Below are 23,857 nucleotides of genomic sequence, written 5' to 3' on the forward strand. Positions count from 1 at the left end.
TCGATGAGCACCCGCACGCCGCTGATGGCGGGCAACTGGAAGATGAACCTCAACCACCTCGAGGCCATCGCCCACGTCCAGAAGCTCGCCTTCGCCCTGGCCGACAAGGACTACGAGGCCGTCGAGGTCGCCGTCCTGCCGCCCTTCACCGACCTGCGCTCCGTGCAGACACTGGTCGACGGCGACAAGCTGAAGATCAAGTACGGGGCCCAGGACGTCTCGGCCCATGACTCCGGCGCCTACACCGGCGAGATCTCGGGCTCGATGCTGGCCAAGCTGAAGTGCACCTACGTGGTGATCGGCCACTCCGAGCGCCGGCAGTACCACTGTGAGACCGACGAGCTGGTGAACGCCAAGGCCAAGGCCGCCTTCAGGCACGGCCTGATCCCGATCCTGTGCGTCGGTGAGGAGCTGGAGGTCCGCGAGGCCGGCAACCACGTCGGGCACACGCTCACGCAGGTCGAGGGCGGGCTCAAGGACCTCCCGGCCGAGCAGGCCGAGTCCATCGTGATCGCTTACGAGCCCGTCTGGGCCATCGGCACCGGCAAGGTCTGCGGCGCCGACGACGCCCAGGAGGTCTGCGCGGCGATCCGCGGCAAGATCGCCGAGCTGTACTCGCAGGACGTCGCCGAGAAGGTCCGCATCCAGTACGGCGGCTCCGTGAAGTCGAGCAATGTGGCGGAAATCATGGCAAAGCCGGACATCGACGGTGCCCTGATCGGGGGCGCCTCGCTGGACGCCGACGAGTTCGTCAAGATCGTCCGCTTCCGCGACCAGTGATCGGCACCACGGAGGCGAACCAGGCGGCCGTGAGTGTGTCCTAGGGGCGATCCGTCGTACCCTTGCGGGGGCATGGTGGTCTTCCACCGTGCCCCCGTCGTCCATCCGATTCCGAGGAAGTTGGTCCAGCCGTGGTTTTGGGGTTCTCGATCGCCCTGATCATCTTCAGCCTGCTGCTGATGCTGCTGGTGCTGATGCACAAGGGGAAGGGCGGCGGCCTCTCCGATATGTTCGGCGGCGGCATGCAGTCCTCCGTCGGCGGCTCGTCGGTCGCCGAGCGCAACCTCGACCGGATCACCATCGTGATCGGTCTCCTCTGGCTGGCGTGCATCGTGGTGCTCGGCATCCTGATGAAGGTCAAGAGCTAGCGCCGGTCGCCTTCGGCGGACCGCACATAAAGCACGTAACGCCCCATGTCCGGTACGGGTCTTCGGACGCGGCCTATCATGGGGCTTGCGTCTGGGGGCGGGGGTAACTCCCATCACTGGACGCGCGTTGGGCCTTACGTAGACTGAGGCGCTCGCGGCGAAGCGAAACGCCGACTCGCTTCGCGGCACCATCACGCAGGGAGTTACGACCGTGGCAAGTGGCAACGCGATCCGAGGAAGCCGGGTCGGGGCGGGGCCGATGGGCGAGGCCGAGCGCGGCGAGTCCGCGCCGCGTCTGCGCGTCTCCTTCTGGTGCTCCAACGGGCACGAGACCCAGCCGAGCTTCGCCAGCGACGCGCAGGTTCCCGACACCTGGGACTGCCCGCGCTGCGGCTTTCCGGCGGGACAGGACCGGGACAACCCGCCGGACCCGCCGCGTACCGAGCCCTACAAGACGCACCTCGCCTATGTGCGGGAGCGGCGCAGCGACGCGGACGGCGAGGCGATCCTCGCCGAGGCGCTCGCCAAACTGCGGGGCGAGATCTAGAAGTTCAGTCCGGCCGGACACCGTGCGGTGCCCGGCCGGAGCCGTTTTCCCCCGACCGGCGGCGGACCGCCTCCACCGCGACTGTCAGTGGTGCCCTCTACGGTTTGTGCATCAGCGAATCGTGAGGGGGAGACGTGACGACGGTGGAGGTGACGGGCGCGCGTGCGCCCGCCTGGCGCGGAGGGTTCGGGCGGCTGTGGAGTGCCGCCGTGCTCTCCAGCTTCGGTGACGCCCTGCGCGGGGCCGCGCTGCCGCTGCTCGCCGTCAGGCTGACGGACCGGCCGCTGCTCATCGCCTCGGTCACCGCCTGCGGCTATCTGCCCTGGATCGTCTTCGGGCTGCTCGGCGGGGCCGTCGCGGACCGCGTCGACCAACGGCGCGCGATGTGGACGGTGGACGCGGTGCGCGGGGTGCTGGTCGGGTGCTTCGCCTTGGCCGTGATGACGGGGCACGCCTCGATCGCCCTGCTCCTCGCGCTGGCCTTCGCGCTGACCGCCCTCGAGACCCTCTTCGACAACGCCGCGACGGCGCTGCTGCCCGGCCTGGTGGACCGCGAGGCACTCGGCAGCGCCAACACCCGGCTCATGACCGGCCAGCGGATCGCGGGCGGCCTGCTGGCCGGCCCCGCCGTACCGCTGCTCCTCGCGGCGGGGGCCGCCGTCCCCTTCGTCACGGACGCGGGCACCTTCCTGGCGGCGGCCCTGCTGGTCGCCTCCCTGCGGGTCACCCGGCGCGAGCGGGAGCCGAGAGCGTCGGGCGGCACCCTGCGCCGGGAGATCGCCGACGGCCTGCGCACGCTGGGGCGCGACCGGGCCCTGCGCGGGCTGTGCGCCGCCACGGCCCTGTGCAACGTCGGGGTGGGCGCGCTGGTCGCCACCCTGGTGATCGTGGTGACCGGCTGGCTGGACGCCGGTCCCGGGGGGTACGCGGCGGCGGGCACGGCGTACGCCGTCGGCAGCCTGGCCGGTGCGGCGGTGAACGGCCCGCTCGTGGCCCGTCTCGGCCGTCCGGGAGCGGTCCTGGCCGCAGGGACGGTGCAGACCGGTTCCCTGATCGTCATGGGTTCCGTGCGCAGTCTGCCTGTGCTGGTGGCCGCCCTCGGTGTCTTCGGGCTCATGGGGATGGTGTGGAACGTCAACACGACGACGCTGATGCAGCAGCGCACCCCCGCCGCACTGCTGGGCCGGGTCGGTTCCGCCTTCCGCACACTGGCCGTGGCCGGAGCCCCGCTGGGTGCCCTGCTGGGCGGCGCCGTCGCCACCGCCTGGGGCCCGAACACACCGGTCCTGCTCGCTGCCGCCTTCTTCGTCCTGTCCGTCACGGCGCTGATACCCCTGCGCCATCGCGACGTACCTGTTGTTGTGCCGGACGACGGCGCGACACCGGGTCACCGCGCACCCTGATCAATTAGGTTGGGACCGGCAGCGGGGTGAGGTACGCAGCACTGGCAAGGAAGAAGGCTGAAGTCCGAGATGAACGCAGACAGCCGTACCCGGCTCAATCAGATGCCCGAGTGGACCGCTCTGGCCAAGCACCGCGAGGAACTCGGCGAGGTGCGGCTGCGCGACCTGTTCGCGGCTGACCCCGGGCGCGGCAGCGGGTACACCCTCGAGGTCGGCGATCTGTACGTCGACTACTCCAAGCAGTTGGTCACCGACGAGACGCTGCGGCTGCTGCGCGAGCTGGCCGCCGCCCGGGACGTGTTCGGCCTCCGGGACGCCATGTTCCGCGGTGAGAAGATCAACACCACGGAGGGCCGTGCGGTCCTGCACACCGCGCTGCGCGCCCCGGGCGACGCCGTCATCGAGGTCGACGGGGAGAACGTCGTCCCCAAGGTCCACGCGGTGCTGGACAAGATGAGCGCCTTCGCCGACCGCGTCCGCTCGGGCGAGTGGACCGGCCACACCGGCAAGCGCATCAAGAACGTCGTCAACATCGGTATCGGCGGCTCCGACCTGGGCCCGGCGATGGCGTACGAGGCCCTGCGCGCCTACACCGACCGCGGTCTGACGGTCCGCTTCGTGTCCAACGTGGACGGCGCCGACCTGCACGAGGCGGTCCGGGACCTGGACGCGTCGGAGACGCTGTTCATCATCGCCTCGAAGACGTTCACCACCATCGAGACGATCACCAACGCGACCTCGGCGCGCGCCTGGCTGCTGGGGGAGCTGAAGGCCGGTCAGGAAGCCGTGGCCCGGCACTTCGTGGCCCTGTCGACGAATGCGCCGAAGGTCGAGGAGTTCGGCATCGACACGGCCAATATGTTCGAGTTCTGGGACTGGGTCGGCGGCCGTTACTCCTACGACTCGGCGATCGGCCTCTCCCTGATGATCGCCATCGGGCCGGACCGCTTCCGTGAGATGCTCGACGGCTTCCGCACCGTCGACGAGCACTTCCGCACGGCACCCGCCGAGGCCAACGTGCCACTGCTGCTGGGCCTGCTGGGCATCTGGTACAACAACTTCCACGATGCCCAGTCGCACGCGGTGCTGCCGTACTCGCACTACCTGTCCAGGTTCACCGCCTACCTCCAGCAGCTGGACATGGAGTCCAACGGCAAGTCCGTGGACCGGGACGGCAAGGAGGTCGACTGGCAGACGGGGCCGGTCGTGTGGGGTACGCCGGGCACCAACGGGCAGCACGCCTACTACCAGCTCCTCCACCAGGGCACCAAGCTGGTCCCGGCCGACTTCATCGGCTTCGCCGAGCCCGTCGCCGAGCTGGCGCCCGGCCTGGCCGCCCAGCACGACCTGCTGATGGCCAACTTCTTCGCCCAGACGCAGGCGCTGGGCTTCGGCAAGACCCCGGACGAGGTGCGTGCCGAGGGCGTCCCGGAGGAGCTGGTGCCGCACAAGACGTTCAAGGGCAACCGCCCCACCACTACGATCCTCGCCAGGGAACTCACCCCGTCGGTGCTCGGGCAGCTCGTCGCGCTCTACGAGCACAAGGTCTTCGTCCAGGGTGCGATCTGGAACATCGACTCCTTCGACCAGTGGGGCGTCGAACTCGGCAAGGTCCTCGCCAAGCGGGTGGAGCCCGCGCTGACCGAGGGCGCGGAGGTCCCGGGGCTGGACGAGTCCACCAAGACCCTCGTCGCCAAGTACCGGGAGCTGCGGGGCCGTTGACGCTCGCCGAGACCGGGGAGCGGCCGGCACGGTGCCGTCCGCTCCCCGGGACTCCCGGGTGACCATGCTCCCCGCTCAGGCCACCGCGCTCAAGGTGTCCGCGAGCCGTCGGCGGGCCGCGCGGGAGGCGGGCAGGGCGGCGAGAGCGGCGGCGCCGAGCACGGCGGCGGCGCCGAACAGGATCAGAAGGACCGGGGACGGGATCTGGGCGAGACCGGCACCGATGCCGCTGTACCGGCCCTGGGCATTGATCAGCCAGTGGGCGAGGGGAATGCCGAGCGCCGTGCCGACGCAGACCGCGGCCAGGGCCGTGCAGACCGTGGCCATGACGGTGATCCCGGTGATCTGCCGTGGGGACAGGCCGATCGCCTTGAGCGCCAGCAGGTCCCGCTCGCCCTCCCGGACGGTGCCGCCGATCGCGGTCAGCAGCTCGACGATCCCGATGAGCGCGAGAACGGCGATCAGGCCGGCGACGACTCCGCGCAGCGGAGACAGCCCGTCCGCGGGGTTCGCCACCGGATGCACGTCCAGGTGCCCGTGGGCGGCCCGGGACAGCGCGTCGGCGACCGCGTGCGGGTCGGCGCCGGGACGGAGCCGGAGCTGATAGAGGGTGGGGTGCAGTTCCGGGTCGTTCTCGCGAAGGGTGTCGAGCGAGGTGGAGATGACCCGCCCGGCGTTCTCCGGTTCGATGCTGCGGCCCACGATGTGCAGGATCTGCGGCTGGTCGCCCACCGTCATCCGCACCCAGTCGCCGACGCGCACGTCCAGCAGATCGAGCAGCCCCTGGCCGGCCACCGCCTCGTCGGAGCCCCGCGCGGGGCGGCCCTCGGCCAGGGCGTAGGGGTAGGGATCCTGCCGGGTGCCGAGGCCGCGCAGGGCGATCGTCGCCGTCTGGCCCGGCACGAGGGCCGCCACCTCCACGCCGGGGTAGGCGGCGGCGACCCGGGGATCGCCCTCCAGCAGGGAGCGGGCGGCAACATCACCGAGTCCCGAGTCGGGACGGACCGTGAGGGCGGCGGCGAGGCCGACCTCGTCGGGCCTGCTGTGGAAGCGGTCGATGGTGGTCCACGCGCTCATCGCCACCACGATCAGCAGCAGCGGCAGCGCCAGCCGGACGACCGCCGCCAGCGACCGGGGACGGCGCGTGAACGCCTGGTGCCAGCCCAGCACCAGCGCGGGCGGCAGCCGCAGTCCGAGCGCCGCGCGGGCCACGCCCGTAAGGCGCCCGCCGACCGGCGCCGCGGGCCGTGGCACCGGCACCGGAGGCACCCGTCCGGCGCGCCAGGCCGCGAGCCCGGTGGTGGCGGCGATGAACAGCACCGCGCCCACCGGCACCGTGAGCAGTGCCACGGTGTGCCCGGGCAGCCCCTGCCACACCCCGACCGCGTCCCCGAAGCGGCCCGGGATACGGCCGCCCAGCACCTGGGTGAGCGCCGCCGCGGCCACGGCCCCCAACAGCGCGTACGCCACATGCTGGAGCAGGAAGACACGGACGACCTGCCCGGGGGTGAAGCCGATCGCCTTCAGGACCGATATGTCCCGCAGATGCCCCCGGATACGGGTGCCGATCGCCCCGTGCACGGCACATCCCGCGGCGACGAGCGCACCCAGACCGAACAGGCCGAGGACCTGTCCCAGCAGCCGGTTCTCGCCCTGCGCCTCGGCCCGTGCCTGCTGCCAGGTGGAGACCTCGCTGATCGCACCGGCACCCAGGACGGTGACGGCGCGCTGGACGGCGTAGTCCGTGTCCTCGGGGTCGCTCAGGCGCAGCCCGGTGACCTGGCCGTCGGGGTCCCGCACGGCGGAGGGCAGCGCCCAGACGAGCCCCGGCTGCTCACCCTGGCTGTAGCGGGGTTCGGCGCTGTCGGCGATGCCCACGACGGTCAGCGTCCGGGCCGTCCCGGACACGCTCAGGGTGTCGCCGGGTTCGGCCAGCAGCGCCCGGGCGAGCCGGCTCTCCAGCACCACGCCGCCGGGGTCCGCCGGATTCAGCCAGTGGCCCGTGGTGAGCAGTGGCCGGCCGACGGACGGCCGGCGGAGCGTGCCGCGCAGTTCCACCGAGGCCCGGGTGCCGCGGGAGGTGACGGTCGTGGACTCGGTGGGGTAGGGGCCGGCGACGGATGCGACACCGTCCAGCCGGCCCAGCTTCGAGGCGTCGGCCAGGCGGCCGGTGTGAATCCACACATGCGCGCCGTGCGCCTGGGTGAAGATCCGCTGCCAGGGGTTGGTCGCATACCCGAACAGGGCCGTGGCGAGGAGTAGCGAGGCGACGACCCCGGCGGTGGCGAGCACCATGAACAGTGCCTCGCCGCGGTGCGTCCGCAGATCGGAGTGCGCCCAGCGCAGAGTGGCCCGCACGGCGTCAGCCCCTCGGCCCGCGGGGCGTGAGACGGTTCGGCGTCGGACGGTCGTGCACGGCGGTCAGTCCTTCAGTTCCAGCACACCGGACGTCCCGCTCCGGCGGGACGGCGTGCCGTCCAGCTTCGCGTCGTCGACGATCCGGCCGTCGAAGAAGCTGATCACGCGGTCGGCGGCGCTCGCCAGCCGGGCGTCATGGGTGACCAGCACGATGGTCTGGCCACGCTGGTGGAAGCGGGTGAGCAGCCGCATCACCTCGCGGGTGCCCTTGCTGTCGAGGCTGCCCGCGGGTTCGTCGGCCAGCAGCAGCGGCGGATGGTTGACCAGGGCCCTGGCCAGCGCGACACGCTGCTGCTCGCCGCCGGACAGTTCACCGGGCATGCTGCGCTCCTTGCCCGTGAGGCCCAGCTCGGCCAGCAACTCCTCCCGCCCGGCGCGCGCCTGCCTCGGCGGCGCACCCGCGAGCAGCGCGGGCAGCTCGACGTTGTCCGCGACCGACAGGTTGGAGACGAGGTTGAAGAACTGGAAGACGATCCCGATGCGCTTTCTGCGCTCGACGGCCCAGCGTGCCTCCGTGTAGGAGTCCGTGGGCTCGCCGTCCAGCCAGATACGTCCGGCGTCCGGCCGCTGGAGCCCGCCCAGCAGGTGCAGCAGCGTCGACTTGCCGGCGCCGGAGGGACCGGTGACGGCCACGAACTCACCCCGGCTCACGCACAGGTCGACCCCGCGCACGGCATGCGCGGGCGCGCCCTCCCCATGGTGGGTCTTGACGAGGCTCTCGGCCCGCAGCAGAGGTGGGGGGCCCTCGCTCACTCCAGCTCCTCCAGTTCCTCCTGGCACCGCTCCAGCCAGTCGAGGTCGGCCTGCAGATGCAGCATCGCGCCCTCGATCAGCAGATGGGCGACCCGGTTGTCGCGGTCTTCGGCGGCGGCCAGTTTCGACAGGCTGCGCATGGTGTTGAGGTACTGGCGCCGCTGTTTGTTGATCAGGGCGATCTGATCGGCTAGACCGGTCTGCGGAGCGAGTGCCAGCTTCATGAAGAACTCGTCCCGCACCCGCGGCTCGTCCTCGGTCTCCTCGTACCAGGCGTGCAGCGCCTCCCGCCCGGCGTCGGTGAGGTGGTAGATCTTCTTGTTGGGCCGGCTGGACTGCTCGACCTCCTCGCCCTCGATCAGTCCCGATTTCTCGAGGCGGCCGAGGGTTACGTAGATCTGGCCGACGTTCGGCTGAGGGTACGCGGAGCCCAGCAGTTGCTCAAGGTCCTGCTTGAGCTCGTAGCCATGGGCGGGGCCACGCGCCAGGAGTGCCAGGAGGGGCAGGCGCACTCGTGCTGTCCTCCTGTCCTCGTAATGTGCTCCAGGCCCTAGTATCGCCCATACCTAACAGGTATACATGGCCTCTGACCCCGGGCGAGGGTGCCCGGTGCCGGTGTACAGGGAGGAACCTATGCGGTGGATGCGCGCCGCCGGAAGGGGCCTCCTCGTCCTCGCCGTGGTCCTGACCGGCTATGTCGCCTCCGGCGCCCGTGCCGACGGCGGGCTCGGGGGCGGCCGCGGCCCGCTGACCCTCGCCACCGCGGGCGATCTCACCGGCTACCTCGGCCCGCTCCTTCAGGGCTGGAATCGTACCCACCCCGGCGAGAAGGTCACCCTTGTCGAGCTGCCGGACTCCGCGGACGAGACCCATGCGCAGATGACGACCGACCTGCGCGGCGGCGACCGCAGCCGGTTCGACGTCCTCAACATCGACGTCGCCTGGACCTCGGAGTTCGCGGCGGCCGGCTGGATACGCCCGCTGCCGCGCGACCGTTTCCCGCTGAAGAGCTTCCTGCCGCCGGTCGTCGACACGGCGACGTACGACGGACAGCTGTACGCGGTCCCTTACGTCACCAACGCCGGCCTGCTGCTGTACCGCAAGGACATCCTCGCCAAGGAGGGCGTGGCTCCGCCGCGCACCTGGGCGGAACTGGAGCGGGACGCCAAGACCATCGCCCCGAAGTACGGGCTCGAAGGCTATGCGGGCCAGTTCCTGCCGTACGAGGGCCTCACCGTCAACGCGGCCGAGGCCGTGTACTCGGCGGGCGGCACGATCCTCGGCGACGAGGGTGAGCGCGTCACCGTGAACTCGGCCGCGGCCCGCGAGGGCATCGGCTTCCTCGCCCGCGGCGTGCGCGAGGGCTGGATACCCAAGGAGGCGCTGACGTACAAGGAAGAGGAGTCCAAACAGGCCTTCCAGGACGGCCGGCTGCTCTTCCTGCGCAATTGGCCCTACGCGTACGTCGGCGCCTCCGCCCGGGGGTCCGAGGTCGCCGGCAAGGTCGGCGCCGTACCGCTGCCGGGGCCACACGGGCCGGGGACCAGTGTCCTCGGCGGCTCCAACCTGGCCGTGAACGCCCATGCGCGGCATCCGGACTCCGCCGCGCGCCTGATCGCCTACCTCACCGGCGAACGGGTCCAGCGGCAGGTCCTCACCCGCGGCGCCCTGCCGCCCGTGCGGGCCGCCCTCTACGACGATCCGGAACTGGTGCGGCGGTTCCCGTATCTGCCGACCCTGCGCGCGAGTGTCCTCGCCGCCGCCCCGCGTCCCAAGAGCCCACGCTACGACCAGGTGAGCCTGGCCGTGCAGGCGGTCGTCCATGACGCGCTGACCGGGCACGAGACGCCCGAGAGCGCGGTGCGTCGGCTGGCGCGGGAGCTGGCCGCCATCTCTCACTCCTGATCGGTTAGTTACATGTTAGGTAACGCGAGATCTCATTCTTGCACTTAAGAGGTCCGATATATACGCATATAGCTGACCAACTTCCAAGCATCTTACGCCTGTTCATTGACACCTTCCCGACACCCCTACTTAACATGCATGCATAACCGCTGGCCCTGGGACGACCTGGGCCTTCCCGCACGCACAGACAGGTCGACGGGGTGAGTCTCGAGCGCATCCGCACCCACCACTGGTGGCGCGACGCAGTGATCTACCAGGTGTACGTCCGCAGCTTCCTGGACAGCACCGGCGACGGCATCGGCGATCTCGCCGGGGTCAGGGCCGGGCTGCCGTACCTCAAGAAGCTCGGCGTCGACGGCATCTGGCTGAGCCCGTTCTACCCGTCGCCGCAGCACGACCACGGCTACGACGTGGCCGACTACTGCGGTGTCGACCCGCTCTTCGGCGACCTCGCCGAGTTCGACCTGCTGATGACGGCCGCCCACCGGCTCGGCATCAAGGTCCTGCTCGACATCGTGCCCAACCACTGCTCCAGCGACCACCCGTGGTTCCGCGAGGCGCTCGCCGCGCCGCCCGGCAGCCCGGCCCGCGCCCGCTTCCACTTCGCCGACGGCCGGGGCCCGGACGGCACCGAGCCGCCCAACAACTGGCACGCCATGTTCGGTGGCCCGGCCTGGACCCGGATCACGGAGTCCGACGGCCGCCCCGGCCAGTGGTACCTCCACATGTTCACGCCCGAGCAGCCCGACTGGAACTGGCGCACCCCCGAGGTCGCCGCCGAGTTCGACCGGGTGCTGCGCTTCTGGCTGGACCGGGGCGTGGACGGCTTCCGCATCGATGTCGCCGCCGGCCTCTTCAAGCACTCCGAACTGCCGGACTCCCCGGACCCGGAGGTCGACGCCCGCACCCGCGACTCGGTCAACCCGCTCGCCTGGAACCAGCCCGAGGTGCACGAGGTCTGGCGGCACTGGCGGGCGGTGTGCGAGGAGTACACCGCACGGGACGGCCGTGAACGCCTGCTGGTCGGCGAGGTCTCCGTGCCGACCGCCCGCGAGCACGCCCGGTACGTCCGCCCGGACGAACTGCATCAGGCGTTCTTCTTCGACCTGCTCAGCGCCCCCTGGGACCCCGACGCCTTCCGCAAGGTGATCTCGGAGGCCATGCAGGACATCGCCGGCACGGGGTCCACGGTCACCTGGGTCCTGAACAACCACGACCAGGTCCGCACGGTCACCCGCTACGGAGAACCCGCCACCGAGGGCAGTGGCCTCGGCCCCGCCCGGGCCCGCGCCGCCGCGCTGCTGATGCTGGCGCTGCCCGGGGCCGCGTACATCTACCAGGGCGAGGAACTGGGCCTGCCCGAGGTCGTCGATCTGCCCGACGACGTCCTCACCGACCCGATCTTCCACCGCACCGGCAGCCGCGCCCGGATCCGCGACGGCTGCCGGGTGCCGCTGCCGTGGTCGGGGCAGGCGTCCCCGTTCGGCTTCACCTCCGGCGCCGAGGGTGCCAAGCCCTGGCTGCCGCAGCCCGAGTGGTTCGCAGAACACGCCACCGACCGGGCCCTCGCCGACACCCGCTCCTTCTGGCACCTGTACCGCGACGGTCTCCAACTGCGGGCGGCACTGCCCCAGTTGGGCGAGGGAACCCTGCGCTGGCTGGACACTCCGCCCGGCGTCCTCGGATTCGTCCGCGGCGACGGCCTGGTCTGCGCCGTCAACTTCGGCACCGCGCCCACCCCCGCACCCGTCTCCGGCGCCCCGCTGCTGGCCAGCGGCCCCTGCCCGCCCGGAGTGCTCACCGGCTCCACGGCCGCCTGGTGGATCAGCGACGACGCCCTCGGCCTCTGATCCCGCTCAGTTTTCCCAACTCCCCGAAGGGACATCAACGATGATGCGACGACGTACCACCCTCCTCACCGGCTGCACCGCCCTGGCGCTGGCGCTCGGCGCGACGGCGTGCGGCGGCGGACCGGTCTCCGCCGGCGGCGGCGACAAGGCGCTCAGCGGCCAGACGGTCACCGTGGCCGGCGTCTGGTCGGGCAGCGAGCAGAAGAACTTCCAGAAGGTACTGGACGCGTTCACCGAGAAGACCGGCGCCAAGACGCAGTTCGTGTCCACCGGCGACAACGTCTCCACCGTCGTCGGCAGCAAGATCGAGGGCGGCAACGCCCCCGACGTGGTGATGGTCCCGCAGGTCGGCGTGCTCCAGCAGTTCGCGAAGAAGGGCTGGCTCAAGCCGCTGTCGGCCACCACGCAGCAGTCCGTCGACGCCGGCTACGCGCCCGTCTGGAAGAAGTACGGCAGCGTCGACGGCACCCTCTACGGCCTGTACTTCAAGGCCGCCCACAAGTCGACCGTCTGGTACAGCCCCGGCGCGCTCACGCAGGCCGGCGTCAAGGCGCCGAAGACATACGACGAGATGCTCAAGGCCGGGCACACGGTCTCCGACTCCGGTCTCGCCGCCTTCGCCGTCGCCGGGCAGGACGGCTGGACGCTCACCGACTGGTTCGAGAACGTCTACCTCTCCCAGGCCGGACCCGAGAAGTACGACGCCCTCGCCGCGCACAAGCTCAAGTGGACCGACCCGAGCGTGGTCAAGGCGCTCACCACGCTCGGCAAGCTCTTCAAGGACAAGCAGCTGATCGCGGGCGGCCAGAAGGAAGCCCTGAACACCGACTTCCCGGGCTCCGTCGAGAAGGTCTTCGGACCCAAGCCCGAGGCCGGCATGGTCTACGAGGGCGACTTCGTCGCCGGTGTGGCCCACGACCAGTTCGGCAAGTCCATCGGCAAGGACGCGAACTTCTTCCCCTTCCCGGGGGTCGACGGCGGCACCGCGCCGGTGGTCAGCGGCGGTGACGCGGCGGTCGTCCTCAAGGACGGCAAGAACGCCAAGGCCGGAATGAAGCTCCTGGAGTACCTGGCGACCCCCGAGGCGGCGGCCGTGTGGGCGAAGGCGGGCGGCTTCCTGTCCCCGAACAAGAAGCTCGACCTCGCCGCCTACGGCGACGACGTCACCCGCGCCACCGCCAAGTCCCTCGTCGGCGCCGGGGACTCGGTCCGCTTCGACATGTCCGACCAGGCGCCCGCCGCCTTCGGCGGCACCAAGGGCGCCGGCGAGTGGAAGCTCCTTCAGGACTTCCTGCGCGACCCGTCGAACCCCAAGGCGACCGCGGCGGCACTGGAGGCCGCGGCGGCCAAGGCCTACCAGGGCTGACCGGTCATGACCGCCACCACGCTCGCTAAAGAGGCGAGTTCCCCGCCCGTCGCGTCCGCCGCCCGCACGCGGCGCACGCGACGGCGCGGCCGGACCGTCGCCCTGCTGTTCGTCCTCCCCGCGCTGCTGCTGCTCGGCGCGCTCGTCGTCTACCCGGTGCTGTTCTCCGTCGGCCGCAGCTTCTTCGACGCCTCCGGCACCCGCTTCGTGGGCGGCGGCAACTACGCCGAGATGTTCCGCGACCCGGCGACCCTGAAGGCCATCCGCAACACCGCCATCTGGGTCGTCGTCGCCCCGGCGCTGCTGACCGGCCTGGGCCTGATCCTGGCCGTCCTGGTCGAGAAGGTCCGCTGGGCCACGGCGTTCAAGCTGCTGCTCTTCATGCCGATGGCCGTGTCCTTCCTCGCCGCGGGCATCATCTTCCGGCTCGCCTACGACGAGGACCCGAACAAGGGCGTGCTGAACGCGGCCGTGGTGTCGGTCCACGACGCCTTCGAGGGGACGTCGTCCTATCCGACCGCCCGGGCCCGCCCGGGGCAGGGGCTCGTCCAGGGCCGGGACGGCTCCTACACGACCGGCGACGGCGTGTCGCCCGGTGCCTCGGTGACGCTCCCGATGGTCGGCGTGCTGCCCAAGGACCTGCCCGGCAGCGCCGCGCCCGCCTACGCGGCGGCCGAGAGGAAGGCCGCCCCCGACGAGCTGCGCGGAGTCGTCTATCTGGACTTCACGCCCGGCGGGGGAGGGCGGCAGGGCAAGGTCGACCGGCGGGAGAGCGGCCTGCCGGAGATGAAGGTCGAGGCGTTGCGCGACGGGCGGACCGTGGCGAGCACGACGACGGCGTCCGACGGTTCCTTCCGCTTCACGAAGCTGGCCTCCGGCACGTACACGGTGAAGCTGCCGGCGGCGAACTTCGCGCCGCCGTACCAGGGCGTCTCCTGGCTCGGGCCCGCCCTGGTCACACCCGCGATCATCGGGGCGTATCTGTGGATCTGGACCGGCTTCGCGATGGTGCTGATCGGTGCGGGCCTGTCCACCCTGCCGCGTGACGCGCTGGAGGCGGCGCGGATGGACGGGGCCAACGAGTGGCAGATCTTCCGGCGCATCACCGTGCCGCTGCTCGCCCCCGTGCTGACCGTCGTCTTCGTGACCCTCGTCATCAACGTGATGAAGGTCTTCGACCTCGTCTACATCATCGCGCCCGGCCCGGTGCAGGAGGACGCGACCGTGCTCGCCACCCAGATGTGGCTGGTCTCGTTCGGCGGCGGCAACAACCAGGGGCTGGGCAGCGCGCTCGGGGTGCTGCTCCTGGTCCTTGTGATCCCCGCGATGGTGTTCAACGTCCGCCGCTTCCGAAGGAGTCAGCGATGAACGCGGTCAGGCGCGGCCTGGGCAACGGGCTGGTACAGGCCGTCCTCGTGGTGATCGGCCTGATCTGGCTCACCCCGCTGGCGGGGCTGTTCGTCTCGTCGTTGCGGTCCGCCGCGGACACCGCTAAGGGCGGCTGGTGGACGGCCCTGGCCAGTCCCGGGCAGCTGTCCTTCGACAACTACTCGGTGCTGCTGAAGAACGCCGGGATGACGCAGGCGTTCTGGAACACGGTGCTGATCTCCGTGCCGGCCACCGCACTGGTGGTGGTGATCGCGGCGCTCGCCGGATACGCCTTCGCCTGGCTGGACTTCCCGGGGCGCGAGCCGCTCTTCCTGGTGGTGGTCGCGCTGCTGGTGGTGCCGGTGCAGATCGGTCTGCTGCCCGTCGCCAAACTCTTCGGGCAGCTGGGGCTGTTCGGCACCATTCCCGGAGTGGTCCTCTTCCATGTGGCCTACGGTCTGCCGTTCGCCGTGTTCCTGCTGCGGAACTACTTCGCGGAGATGCCGAAGGAGATGCTGGAGGCGGCGCGGATGGACGGCGGGAGCGAGTGGCGCATCTTCACGCGGCTCGTGCTGCCGGTGGGGCGGCCCGCCATCGCCAGCCTCGCGATCTTCCAGTTCCTGTGGGTCTGGAACGACATGCTGGTGGCCCTGCTGTTCGCCGACAGCTCCTCCCAGCCGCTGACCGTCGAACTCCAGTCACAGATACGGCAGTTCGGCAGCAACATCGACGTCCTGGCGCCGGGGGCGTTCCTGTCGCTGATCGTCCCGGTGGTGGTGTTCTTCGCCTTCCAGCGGCACTTCGTGCAGGGCGTCATGGCGGGTTCGGTCAAGTAGCCCCACTCCAGGAACGACACGACGGACGGGCCGGTCACCGGCCCGTCCGTCGTGCCACGGCAACCCCGTCCGTCAGGGGGACGCCGGGGGGTACAGCGATCGCGGCAGCTGCGCGGCCGCCGTCCGGTCCAGCAGCCACAGCGTGCGGGACCGGCCGTACGCCCCGGCCGCCGGAGCCTGGATCTCGCCCGCGCCCGACAGCGCGATCGCCACGGCCTGTGCCTTGTCCTCGCCGGCCGCCAGCAGCCACACCTCGCGGGCCGAGCGGATGGCCGGCAGGGTGAGGCTGACCCGGGTCGGCGGCGGCTTCGGAGCGCCGTGCACGCCCACCACCGTCCGCTCCGTCTCCCGCACCGCGGGCATCTCCGGGAAGAGGGAGGCCACGTGGGTGTCCGGACCGACGCCGAGCATCAGCACATCGAAGGTGGGCACCGCGCCGTGGTTCTCCGGGCCCGCGGCGCGGGCCAGCTCCGCCGCGTACGCCTCGGCCGCCGCTTCCACATCCTTCCCGTACGGGCCGTCCGACGCGGGCATGGGGTGCACGCGCTTCGGGTCCAGCGGGACGGCGTCGAGCAGTGCCTCCCGCGCCTGGGTGTGGTTGCGCTCCGGGTCGCCCTCCGGCAGGAAGCGCTCATCGCTCCACCACAGGTCGAGCCGGCCCCAGTCGATGGCGTCCCGGGCCGGCGCGGCGGCGAGCGCGGCGAGCAGTCCGTTGCCGTTGCGGCCGCCGGTGAGCACCACCGAGGCGGAGCCCCGCGAGGCCTGGGCGTCCACGATCTTCGTGATCAGCCGGGCCGCCGCGGCCTGGGCCATCAGTTCCTTGTCGCGGTGCACCACCAGCTGCGGAGTGCTCACTTCGCTGCCGCCTTCCTCGTCGGGGCCTTCCGTGCGGCCTTCTGCGCGGGTGCCTTCGCGGCGGTCTCCACGGGTGCCTCCACCGGCACCGCGCTCTCGGCCGTGGGCTCCTGCGCCCCGGATCCGCCGGCCGGGGCCGCTTCGGCCGCGGTGGTCAGCCGGTGCACGCCGTACCGCAGCGCCGACGCGTAGGTGTCGTCCGGGTCGAGCCGGCGCAACTCCTCCGCTATCAGCTCGGAGGTGTCGCGGCGCTTCAGCGCCACCGCGCGGTCCGGCTGCCCCTCGATGGAGAGCGTGGCCAGCGAGCCGTCCGCCCGGCCCAGCGTGATCGGGCCGCAGCTCGTGTCCATCCGGACGGCCGTGAGGCCCGGACCCGAGGACAGGGACCGCCTGACGGGGACGTCGAGCCGGTCCGCGAGCCACATCGCGAGCAGCTCACAGCTCGGGTTGAACTCCTCGCCCTCCACCTCGACGCCGTTGACCTCGCAGGTGACCTGGTCGAGGGCGGCGGCCAGCATCGAGCGCCACGGCGTGATGCGGGTCCAGGACAGGTCGGTGTCGCCGGGCGTGTAGGCGTCGGCTCGGGCGTTCAGCTCCCGCACCGGCGCCTCGGCCGTGTAGGAGTCGGTGACCCGGCGCTGCGCGAGCGCGCCGAGCGGGTCGTTGGCCGGGTCGAGCGGGGCGTTGACCGGCCACCACACGACCACGGGAGCGTCCGGCAGCAGCAGCGGAAGCACCACCGAGTCGGCGTGGTTGACCACCTCGCCGTACAGCCGCAGCACGACCGTCTCGCCGGTGCCCGCGTCCGCGCCGAGCCGCACCTCCGCGTCCAGGCGGGAGGACGTGCGGTCGCGCGGGGAACGAGAGACGCGCTTGATGACCACGAGGGTGCGCGAGGGGTGCTCGCGGGACGCGTCGTTGGCGGCCCTCAGGGCGTCGTAGGCGTTCTCCTCGTCGGTGACGATGACGAGCGTGAGCACCATGCCGACGGCGGGGGTGCCGATGGCGCGGCGGCCCTGCACCAGCGCCTTGTTGATCTTGCTGGCCGTGGTGTCCGTGAGATCCGTCTTCATGGGCGGCGCCAGCTCCGTCCGTCTCGTTGCAGCATCTCGTCGGCCTCGACGGGCCCCCAGGTGCCGGCCGGGTACTGGGCGGGCTTGCCGTGCTTCTCCCAGTACTCCTCGATCGGGTCGAGGATCTTCCAGGACAGCTCGACCTCCTCGGTGCGCGGGAAGAGGTTCGAGTCACCGAGCAGTACGTCCAGGATCAGCCGTTCGTACGCCTCCGGGCTGGACTCCGTGAACGACTCGCCGTAGGCGAAGTCCATGGAGACGTCCCGGATCTCCATCGACGTACCCGGCACCTTGGAACCGAAGCGCACGGTGACGCCCTCGTCGGGTTGCACCCGGATGACGATCGCGTTCTGCCCGAGTTCCTCGGTGGCGGTGGTGTCGAACGGGGAGTGCGGGGCGCGCTGGAAGACGACCGCGATCTCGGTGACCCGGCGTCCCAGCCGCTTGCCGGTGCGCAGATAGAAGGGGACGCCCGCCCAGCGGCGGTTGTCGACCTGCAGCTTGATCGCGGCGTAGGTGTCGGTCTTCGACTGCGGGTCGATGCCCTCCTCCTGGAGGTACCCGATGACCTTCTCGCCGCCCTGCCAGCCGGCCGCGTACTGCCCGAACACCGTGGCGCGGCCGAGGTCCTTGGGCAGCCGGACGGCCCCGAGGACCTTGGTCTTCTCGGCGGCGAGCGCGTCCGCGTCGAAGGAGGAGGGCTCCTCCATCGCCGTGAGCGCCATCAGCTGGAGCAGGTGGTTCTGGATGACGTCCCGGGCGGCGCCGATGCCGTCGTAGTAGCCGGCCCGGCCGCCGATGCCGATGTCCTCCGCCATCGTGATCTGGACGTGGTCGACGTACGACCTGTTCCATACCGGCTCGAACAGCTGGTTGGCGAAGCGCAGCGCCAGGATGTTCTGGACGGTCTCCTTGCCCAGGTAGTGGTCGATACGGAAGACCTGGTCCGGGGCGAAGACCTCGTGCACGACCTTGTTGAGCTCCTCGGCCGACTTCAGGTCGTGGCCGAAGGGCTTCTCGATGACGGCCCGGCGCCAGGAGCCCTCCGGGGGGTCGGCCAGGCCGTGCTTCTTCAGCTGCTGGATGACGACCGGGAAGGACCGCGGCGGCACCGAGAGGTAGAAGGCGAAGTTGCCTCCCGTGCCCTGGGCCTTGTCCAGCTCCTCGATGGTGGCGCGCAGCCGCTCGAACGCGTCGTCGTCGTCGAAGGTGCCCTGGACGAAGCGCATGCCCTGGATGAGCTGCTGCCAGACCTCCTCACGGAAGGGGGTGCGGGCGTGCTCCTTGACCGCGTCGTGGACCTCCTTCGCGAAGTCCTCGTCCTTCCATTCGCGGCGGGCGAAGCCGACGAGCGAGAAGCCCGGCGGCAGCAGGCCGCGGTTGGCCAGGTCGTAAACCGCAGGCATCAGCTTTTTACGTGACAAATCGCCCGTAACGCCAAAGATGACCAGGCCCGACGGCCCCGCGATACGCGGGAGCCGTCGGTCCGCGGCGTCACGAAGCGGGTTCGCTCCGTGTACGGATGTCAAGATCTCAGCCCTCCGAGGGGGCGAGGCGCTCGAGTTCCGCCTCGGTCGACTTCAGGAGGTCGTTCCAGGAGGCCTCGAACTTGTCGACGCCCTCGTCCTCCAGGAGCTGGACCACCTCGTTGTACGAGATCCCGAGCTTCTCGACCGCGTCCAGGTCGGCGCGCGCCTGCTCGTACCTACCGGCGATGGTGTTGCCGCGGATCTCGCCGTGGTCCTCGGTGGCCAGCAGGGTGGCCTCCGGCATGGTGTTCACCGTGTTCGGCGCCACCAGCTCCTCGACGTACATGGTGTCCTTGTAGGCAGGGTCCTTGACGCCGGTGGAGGCCCACAGCGGACGCTGCTTGTTGGCCTGCGCCTTGTCCAGGGCGGCCCAGCGGTCGCTGCTGAACATCTCCTCGTACGCCTGGTACGCCAGCACCGCGTTGGCGATGGCCGCCTTGCCGCGCAGCGCCTTGGCCTCGTCGGTGCCGAGCTCGTCGAGGCGCTTGTCGATCTCGGTGTCCACACGGGACACGAAGAAGGACGCCACCGAGTGGATCTTCGACAGGTCCAGGCCGCGCTCCTTGGCCTTCTCCAGGCCGGTCATGTAGGCGTCCATGACCTCGCGGTAGCGCTCCAGCGAGAAGATCAGCGTGACGTTGACGCTGATGCCGTTGGCGATGGTCTCGGTGATCGCCGGGAGGCCCGCCTTGGTGGCCGGGATCTTGATCAGCGTGTTCGGGCGGTCGACCAGCCAGGCGAGCTGCTTGGCCTCGGCGACGGTGGCCCGGGTGTTGTGCGCGAGCCGCGGGTCGACCTCGATCGACACCCGGCCGTCCTGGCCCTGCGTGGCGTCGAACACCGGGCGCAGGATGTCGGCGGCGTCCCGGACGTCCGCCGTGGTGATCATGCGGACCGCCTCTTCGACGGTGACCTTGCGGGCGGCGAGGTCGGTGAGCTGCTGCTCGTAACCGTCGCCCGACGAGATCGCCTTCTGGAAGATCGTCGGGTTCGTGGTGACGCCCACCACGTGCTGCTGGTCGATCAGTTCGGCGAGGTTGCCGGACGTGATCCGCTTGCGCGACAGGTCGTCCAGCCAGATCGCGACGCCTTCCTCGGAGAGGCGCTTGAGTGCGTCTGTCATGGAAAATGCATCTCCTACGTGTCGTATATGAGCGTCAGCGCTGGGCTGCGGCGATCGATTCCCGGGCAGCGGATGCGACGTTCTCCGGAGTGAAACCGAACTCACGGAAGAGCACCTTGCCGTCGGCCGAAGCACCGAAGTGCTCCAGGGAGACGATGCGGCCCGCATCCCCGACGAAACGGTGCCAGGTGAGGCCGATCCCGGCCTCGACCGCGACCCGTGCCTTCACCGACGGCGGCAGGACGCTGTCCCGGTACCCCTGGTCCTGCTCCTCGAACCACTCCACCGACGGCATCGACACGACCCGCGTCGGGATGCCCTCGGCCTGGAGCTGCTCACGGGCCTCGACGGCCAGGTGCACCTCGGAGCCGGTGGCGATCAGGATCACCTGCGGCTCGCCGCCGACCGCCTCGGCCAGCACGTAACCGCCGCGCACGGTGTCCTCGTTGGGCTCGTACGTGGGCACGCCCTGGCGGGTCAGCGCGAGACCGTGCGGGGCGCCCTTGCCGAACTCCTTCGTCCAACGGCGCATGATCTCGCGCCAGGCGATCGCGGTCTCGTTGGCGTCGGCCGGACGCACGATGTTCAGGCCCGGGATGGCGCGCAGGCTGGCCAGGTGCTCGATGGGCTGGTGGGTCGGGCCGTCCTCGCCCAGGCCGATGGAGTCGTGCGTCCACACGTACGTCACCGGCAGGTGCATCAGGGCCGACAGGCGCACCGCGTTGCGCATGTAGTCGGAGAACACCAGGAAGGTGCCGCCGTAGACGCGGGTGTTGCCGTGCAGCGTGATGCCGTTCATCTCCGCGGCCATGGAGTGCTCGCGGATACCGAAGTGGATGGTGCGCCCGTACGGGTTCGCCTCCGGCAGCGGGTTGTCCGCCGGGAGGAAGGAGCTGTTCTTGTCGATGGTGGTGTTGTTGGAGCCGGCCAGGTCGGCCGAGCCGCCCCACAGTTCGGGGATGATCGCGCCGAGGGCCTGGAGCACCTTGCCGGAGGCGGCGCGGGTGGCCACCGCCTTGCCCGCCTCGAAGACCGGGAGCTTCTCCTCCCAGCCGGTGGGCAGTTCGCCCTTGCTGATGCGGTCGAACTCGGCGGCGCGCTCCGGGTTGCCGGACCGCCACTCCTGCAGGCTCTTCTCCCACTCGGCCTTGGCCTCACGCCCCCGCTCCAGCGCCTTGCGGGTGTGCGCCAGGACCTCGTCCGCGACCTCGAAGTCCTTCTCGGGGTCGAAGCCGAGGACGCGCTTGGTGGCCGCGACCTCGTCCTCGCCCAGTGCCGAACCGTGCGCCGCCTCGGTGTTCTGCGCGTTCGGGGCGGGCCAGGCGATGATCGAGCGCATCGCGATGAAGGACGGCCGGTCGGTGACCTTCTTGGCCTCCTCGATCGCGTCGTAGATCGCGTTCGGGTCCAGGTCGCCGTCCGGCTTCGGCGCCACGCGCTGCACATGCCAGCCGTACGCCTCGTACCGCTTGACCGTGTCCTCGGAGACCGCGGTCTCCGTGTCGCCCTCGATCGAGATGTGGTTGTCGTCCCACAGCAGGACCAGGTTGCCGAGCTTCTGGTGGCCCGCCAGCGAGGACGCCTCGGCGGAGATGCCCTCCTGCAGACAGCCGTCACCGGCGATGCAGTAGACGAAGTGGTCGAAGGGCGAAGCGCCCTGCGGGGCGTCCGGGTCGAACAGGCCGCGCTCGTAACGGGAGGCCATCGCCATGCCCACCGCGTTGGCCACACCCTGGCCCAGCGGGCCGGTCGTCGTCTCCACACCCATGGTGTGTCCGTACTCCGGGTGCCCGGGGGTCTTCGAGCCCCAGGTGCGGAACGCCTTCAGATCATCCAGTTCCAGGCCGAAACCGGCCAGGTAGAGCTGGGTGTAGAGGGTCAGGGACGAGTGGCCGGCGGACAGCACGAAGCGGTCGCGTCCCACCCACTCGGGATCCGCCGGGTCGTGGCGCATCACCTTCTGGAAGAGGGTGTAGGCGGCCGGAGCCAGGCTCATCGCCGTACCCGGATGGCCGTTGCCGACCTTCTGTACGGCGTCGGCGGCCAGGACGCGGGCGGTGTCCACGGCCCGCTGGTCCAACTCGGTCCACTCGAGGTCTGTGGTGGTCGGCTTGGTGCTCACCCTGAGTCAGGGCTCCTCTCCACATGTCGAATGCCGGTGCACTTGGCGCCCACCGGCCGCTGCTGAGCCTACCCCTGCAAGTACGTGCGTCTTTTCGAGTCATTCCAGACTGCCGGGAGTCGCCACGATCCGCCTCCCGACCGGCCGGAACGCCATTCGGCAAATGAATACGGGGCCGCTCATCCGACTGCTCAATCGAGCGGTCCCCGGCTCGCCCTTTTCCCTCCTCTCCGTCCGCTCGGCGGGCGAGCCCGCAGCTCACGCGGGCACCCGGCGGCGGCCCCAACACGACCCACCCCCGCGAAGGGCGGGCTGGGGGCAACGTCTAAAGTTGCGTGGGTACGCGCGAGCCTTTACCGCAAGTTCACAGCCCGGGCTCGCTGGGATGTCTCTGTCAGGGGTGTACGTGACGGCCGTCGAATCCCGTCCGCCGGGAGTGCTCGAAACGAGCAGCAGCCGGGGCCAGCGGCCGTTTGGGGCCCGTGTCAAGGCGTTCGTGGCGCTGACCAAGCCGCGGATCATCGAGCTGCTGTTGATCACCACCGTCCCGGTGATGTTCCTCGCCCAGCAGGGCGTACCGAGCCTGAGGCTGGTGCTGCTCACCTGCATCGGCGGCTATCTCTCCGCGGGTGGCGCCAACGCGCTGAACATGTACATCGACCGCGACATCGACGCGCTCATGGAGCGCACATCGCAGCGTCCCCTGGTCACCGGCATGGTGAGCCCCGGTGAGTGCCTCGCCTTCGGCATCACGCTGGCGGTCGTCTCGACGCTGCTGTTCGGTTTCACCGTCAACTGGCTGTCGGCCTGGCTGTCGCTCGGAGCGCTGCTCTTCTACGTCGTCGTCTACACGATGATCCTCAAGCGGCGTACATCGCAGAACATCGTGTGGGGCGGCATCGCCGGCTGCCTGCCCGTCCTCATCGGCTGGTCGTCCGTCACCAACTCCCTGTCGTGGGCGCCGGTCGTTCTCTTCCTCGTCATGTTCTTCTGGACGCCGCCGCACTACTGGCCGCTGTCCATGAAGGTGAAGGACGACTACGCGCGTGTGGGCGTGCCGATGCTGCCGGTCATCGCCTCCAACAAGGTGGTCGCCCGGCAGATCGTGATCTACAGCTGGGTGATGGTGGCGGTCTCGCTGCTGCTCACCCCGCTCGGCTACACGGGATGGTTCTACACGGTGGTCGCCCTCGCGGCCGGCGGCTGGTGGCTGTGGGAGGCGCACGCGCTGCAGAACCGCGCGAAGGCGGAGACCACGGGCGCGAAGCTGAAGGAGATGCGACTCTTCCACTGGAGCATCACCTATGTCTCGCTGCTGTTCGTCGCGGTGGCCGTGGATCCGTTCCTGCGGTAGCCGCCTGCACGGGGGAGCGTGGTCAAAGCCACGCACCCTTCCCGTCGCCGTTTGATCTACCCATCGGTAGCATCCTGGCCATGGCAGACACGCAGCAGGTTGACGGGGCCATCGACGCCAAGCAGGCCGCCAAGGCCGAGCGCAGGGCGGACCGGCTCGCCAAGGAGATCAACGCCTTCGCCAAGGCGCACGGTGGTGCCGAGGGCCAGGTGGCGTACATCGGGGAGCGCGGCGCCCGGATCGTGCTCGTCGGCGAGGACGGCGGCTGGGGCGACCTCGTCGCGCCGTCGTACGACATCGCCGAGCAGGCGGTGAAGAAGGCCGGAATCACCGTCCACGAGGCCTTCGACGGCGAGTTCGCGGGCAAGGTGAAGACCGGCCCGTACGAGTGGACGCGGATGGCGGGGATCCAGGTGGGCGGCAAGCGCACGGCCTGAGAGCAACACTTCACGCCGGTTCACCCGTTAGGACCTTCGAAGGCACGG

Annotated in this window: 20 protein-coding genes; 12 read left to right on the plus strand and 8 right to left on the minus strand. The window is 70.4% G+C overall.

Translation table 11 applies throughout. From position 1 onward, the window contains the following. Positions 1-3 precede the first annotated feature (3 nt). The 5 genes from tpiA (at position 4) to pgi (ending at position 4,820) form a co-directional block, all read left to right on the plus strand. Positions 4-780 carry a triose-phosphate isomerase gene (tpiA, locus tag ABZ876_RS08990; RefSeq protein WP_361776598.1) on the plus strand — a complete coding sequence of 259 codons (777 nt, stop codon included), beginning with the start codon at positions 4-6 and terminating at the stop codon, positions 778-780. A gap of 131 nt (positions 781-911) precedes the next feature. Further along, positions 912-1,148, plus strand: a complete 237-nt coding sequence (secG, locus tag ABZ876_RS08995) for a preprotein translocase subunit SecG (protein WP_311697112.1) — start codon at positions 912-914, stop codon at positions 1,146-1,148. A gap of 211 nt (positions 1,149-1,359) precedes the next feature. Further along, the gene (locus tag ABZ876_RS09000) at positions 1,360-1,695 is read left to right on the plus strand and encodes an RNA polymerase-binding protein RbpA (RefSeq protein ID WP_078066843.1); all 336 of its coding nucleotides are present in this window, start codon (positions 1,360-1,362) and stop codon (positions 1,693-1,695) included. A gap of 134 nt (positions 1,696-1,829) precedes the next feature. Then, a complete protein-coding gene (locus ABZ876_RS09005; protein WP_361776603.1) occupies positions 1,830-3,098 on the plus strand; it encodes an MFS transporter in 1,269 nt (422 codons plus the stop codon). 69 nt (positions 3,099-3,167) lie between these two features. Then, entirely contained in the window at positions 3,168-4,820 is a 1,653-nt protein-coding gene (pgi, locus tag ABZ876_RS09010; protein WP_361776606.1) for a glucose-6-phosphate isomerase, read from the plus strand. Between the two features lie 75 nt (positions 4,821-4,895). Here pgi and ABZ876_RS09015 read toward each other — a convergent pair whose 3' ends face one another. From ABZ876_RS09015 to ABZ876_RS09025, 3 genes are all read right to left on the minus strand, one after another. Next, positions 4,896-7,178 (minus strand): FtsX-like permease family protein, encoded by a 2,283-nt coding sequence (locus ABZ876_RS09015; protein WP_361776609.1) that lies wholly within the window; start codon positions 7,176-7,178, stop codon positions 4,896-4,898. Positions 7,179-7,241: 63 nt separating this feature from the next. Then, entirely contained in the window at positions 7,242-7,991 is a 750-nt protein-coding gene (locus ABZ876_RS09020) for an ABC transporter ATP-binding protein (protein ID WP_361776612.1), read from the minus strand. After that, positions 7,988-8,503, minus strand: coding sequence for a PadR family transcriptional regulator (locus ABZ876_RS09025; RefSeq protein WP_361776615.1), 516 nt, complete (start codon positions 8,501-8,503; stop codon positions 7,988-7,990). The genes ABZ876_RS09020 and ABZ876_RS09025 overlap by 4 nt, the downstream gene beginning before the upstream one ends. Positions 8,504-8,624: 121 nt before the next feature. On the opposite strand from ABZ876_RS09025, the gene ABZ876_RS09030 reads away from it, so the two are divergent. From ABZ876_RS09030 to ABZ876_RS09050, 5 genes are all read left to right on the plus strand, one after another. Next, entirely contained in the window at positions 8,625-9,896 is a 1,272-nt protein-coding gene (locus tag ABZ876_RS09030) for an ABC transporter substrate-binding protein (protein ID WP_361776618.1), read from the plus strand. A 215-nt stretch (positions 9,897-10,111) separates the two neighbouring features. Continuing rightward, complete coding sequence (locus ABZ876_RS09035; RefSeq protein WP_361777010.1) at positions 10,112-11,746, plus strand: alpha-amylase family glycosyl hydrolase; 1,635 nt, start codon at positions 10,112-10,114, stop codon at positions 11,744-11,746. Between the two features lie 40 nt (positions 11,747-11,786). Next, a complete protein-coding gene (locus ABZ876_RS09040; RefSeq protein ID WP_361776621.1) occupies positions 11,787-13,112 on the plus strand; it encodes an ABC transporter substrate-binding protein in 1,326 nt (441 codons plus the stop codon). 6 nt (positions 13,113-13,118) lie between these two features. Beyond that, entirely contained in the window at positions 13,119-14,480 is a 1,362-nt protein-coding gene (locus tag ABZ876_RS09045; protein ID WP_361776624.1) for an ABC transporter permease subunit, read from the plus strand. Further along, the gene (locus ABZ876_RS09050) at positions 14,477-15,316 is read left to right on the plus strand and encodes a carbohydrate ABC transporter permease (RefSeq protein ID WP_361776627.1); all 840 of its coding nucleotides are present in this window, start codon (positions 14,477-14,479) and stop codon (positions 15,314-15,316) included. The genes ABZ876_RS09045 and ABZ876_RS09050 overlap by 4 nt, the downstream gene beginning before the upstream one ends. A 72-nt stretch (positions 15,317-15,388) precedes the next feature. Here the strand turns inward: ABZ876_RS09050 and pgl are convergent, their stop codons facing one another. From pgl to tkt, 5 genes are read right to left on the minus strand one after another with little or no spacing between them, the layout of a single operon-like run. Then, on the minus strand, positions 15,389-16,171 hold the full coding sequence (pgl, locus tag ABZ876_RS09055; protein WP_361776630.1) for a 6-phosphogluconolactonase: 783 nt from the start codon (positions 16,169-16,171) through the stop codon (positions 15,389-15,391). Then, positions 16,168-17,244: a glucose-6-phosphate dehydrogenase assembly protein OpcA gene (gene opcA / locus ABZ876_RS09060; protein WP_361776633.1), complete on the minus strand. Its 1,077-nt coding sequence runs from the start codon at positions 17,242-17,244 to the stop codon at positions 16,168-16,170. Before opcA ends, pgl begins: the two co-directional genes overlap by 4 nt. Further along, positions 17,241-18,773, minus strand: a complete 1,533-nt coding sequence (gene zwf / locus ABZ876_RS09065; protein WP_361776636.1) for a glucose-6-phosphate dehydrogenase — start codon at positions 18,771-18,773, stop codon at positions 17,241-17,243. Before zwf ends, opcA begins: the two co-directional genes overlap by 4 nt. A 4-nt stretch (positions 18,774-18,777) precedes the next feature. Then, the gene (gene tal / locus ABZ876_RS09070) at positions 18,778-19,896 is read right to left on the minus strand and encodes a transaldolase (RefSeq protein ID WP_361776639.1); all 1,119 of its coding nucleotides are present in this window, start codon (positions 19,894-19,896) and stop codon (positions 18,778-18,780) included. Between the two features lie 34 nt (positions 19,897-19,930). Further along, positions 19,931-22,018, minus strand: a complete 2,088-nt coding sequence (gene tkt / locus ABZ876_RS09075; RefSeq protein WP_361776642.1) for a transketolase — start codon at positions 22,016-22,018, stop codon at positions 19,931-19,933. A 400-nt stretch (positions 22,019-22,418) separates the two neighbouring features. On the opposite strand from tkt, the gene ABZ876_RS09080 reads away from it, so the two are divergent. Further along, entirely contained in the window at positions 22,419-23,372 is a 954-nt protein-coding gene (locus tag ABZ876_RS09080) for a heme o synthase (RefSeq protein WP_361777012.1), read from the plus strand. A gap of 80 nt (positions 23,373-23,452) precedes the next feature. After that, on the plus strand, positions 23,453-23,809 hold the full coding sequence (locus ABZ876_RS09085; RefSeq protein ID WP_361776645.1) for a hypothetical protein: 357 nt from the start codon (positions 23,453-23,455) through the stop codon (positions 23,807-23,809). Positions 23,810-23,857 lie beyond the last annotated feature (48 nt).

This window comes from Streptomyces sp. NPDC046931 (genome assembly GCF_040644655.1).
Taxonomy (GTDB): Bacteria; Actinomycetota; Actinomycetes; order Streptomycetales; family Streptomycetaceae; genus Streptomyces.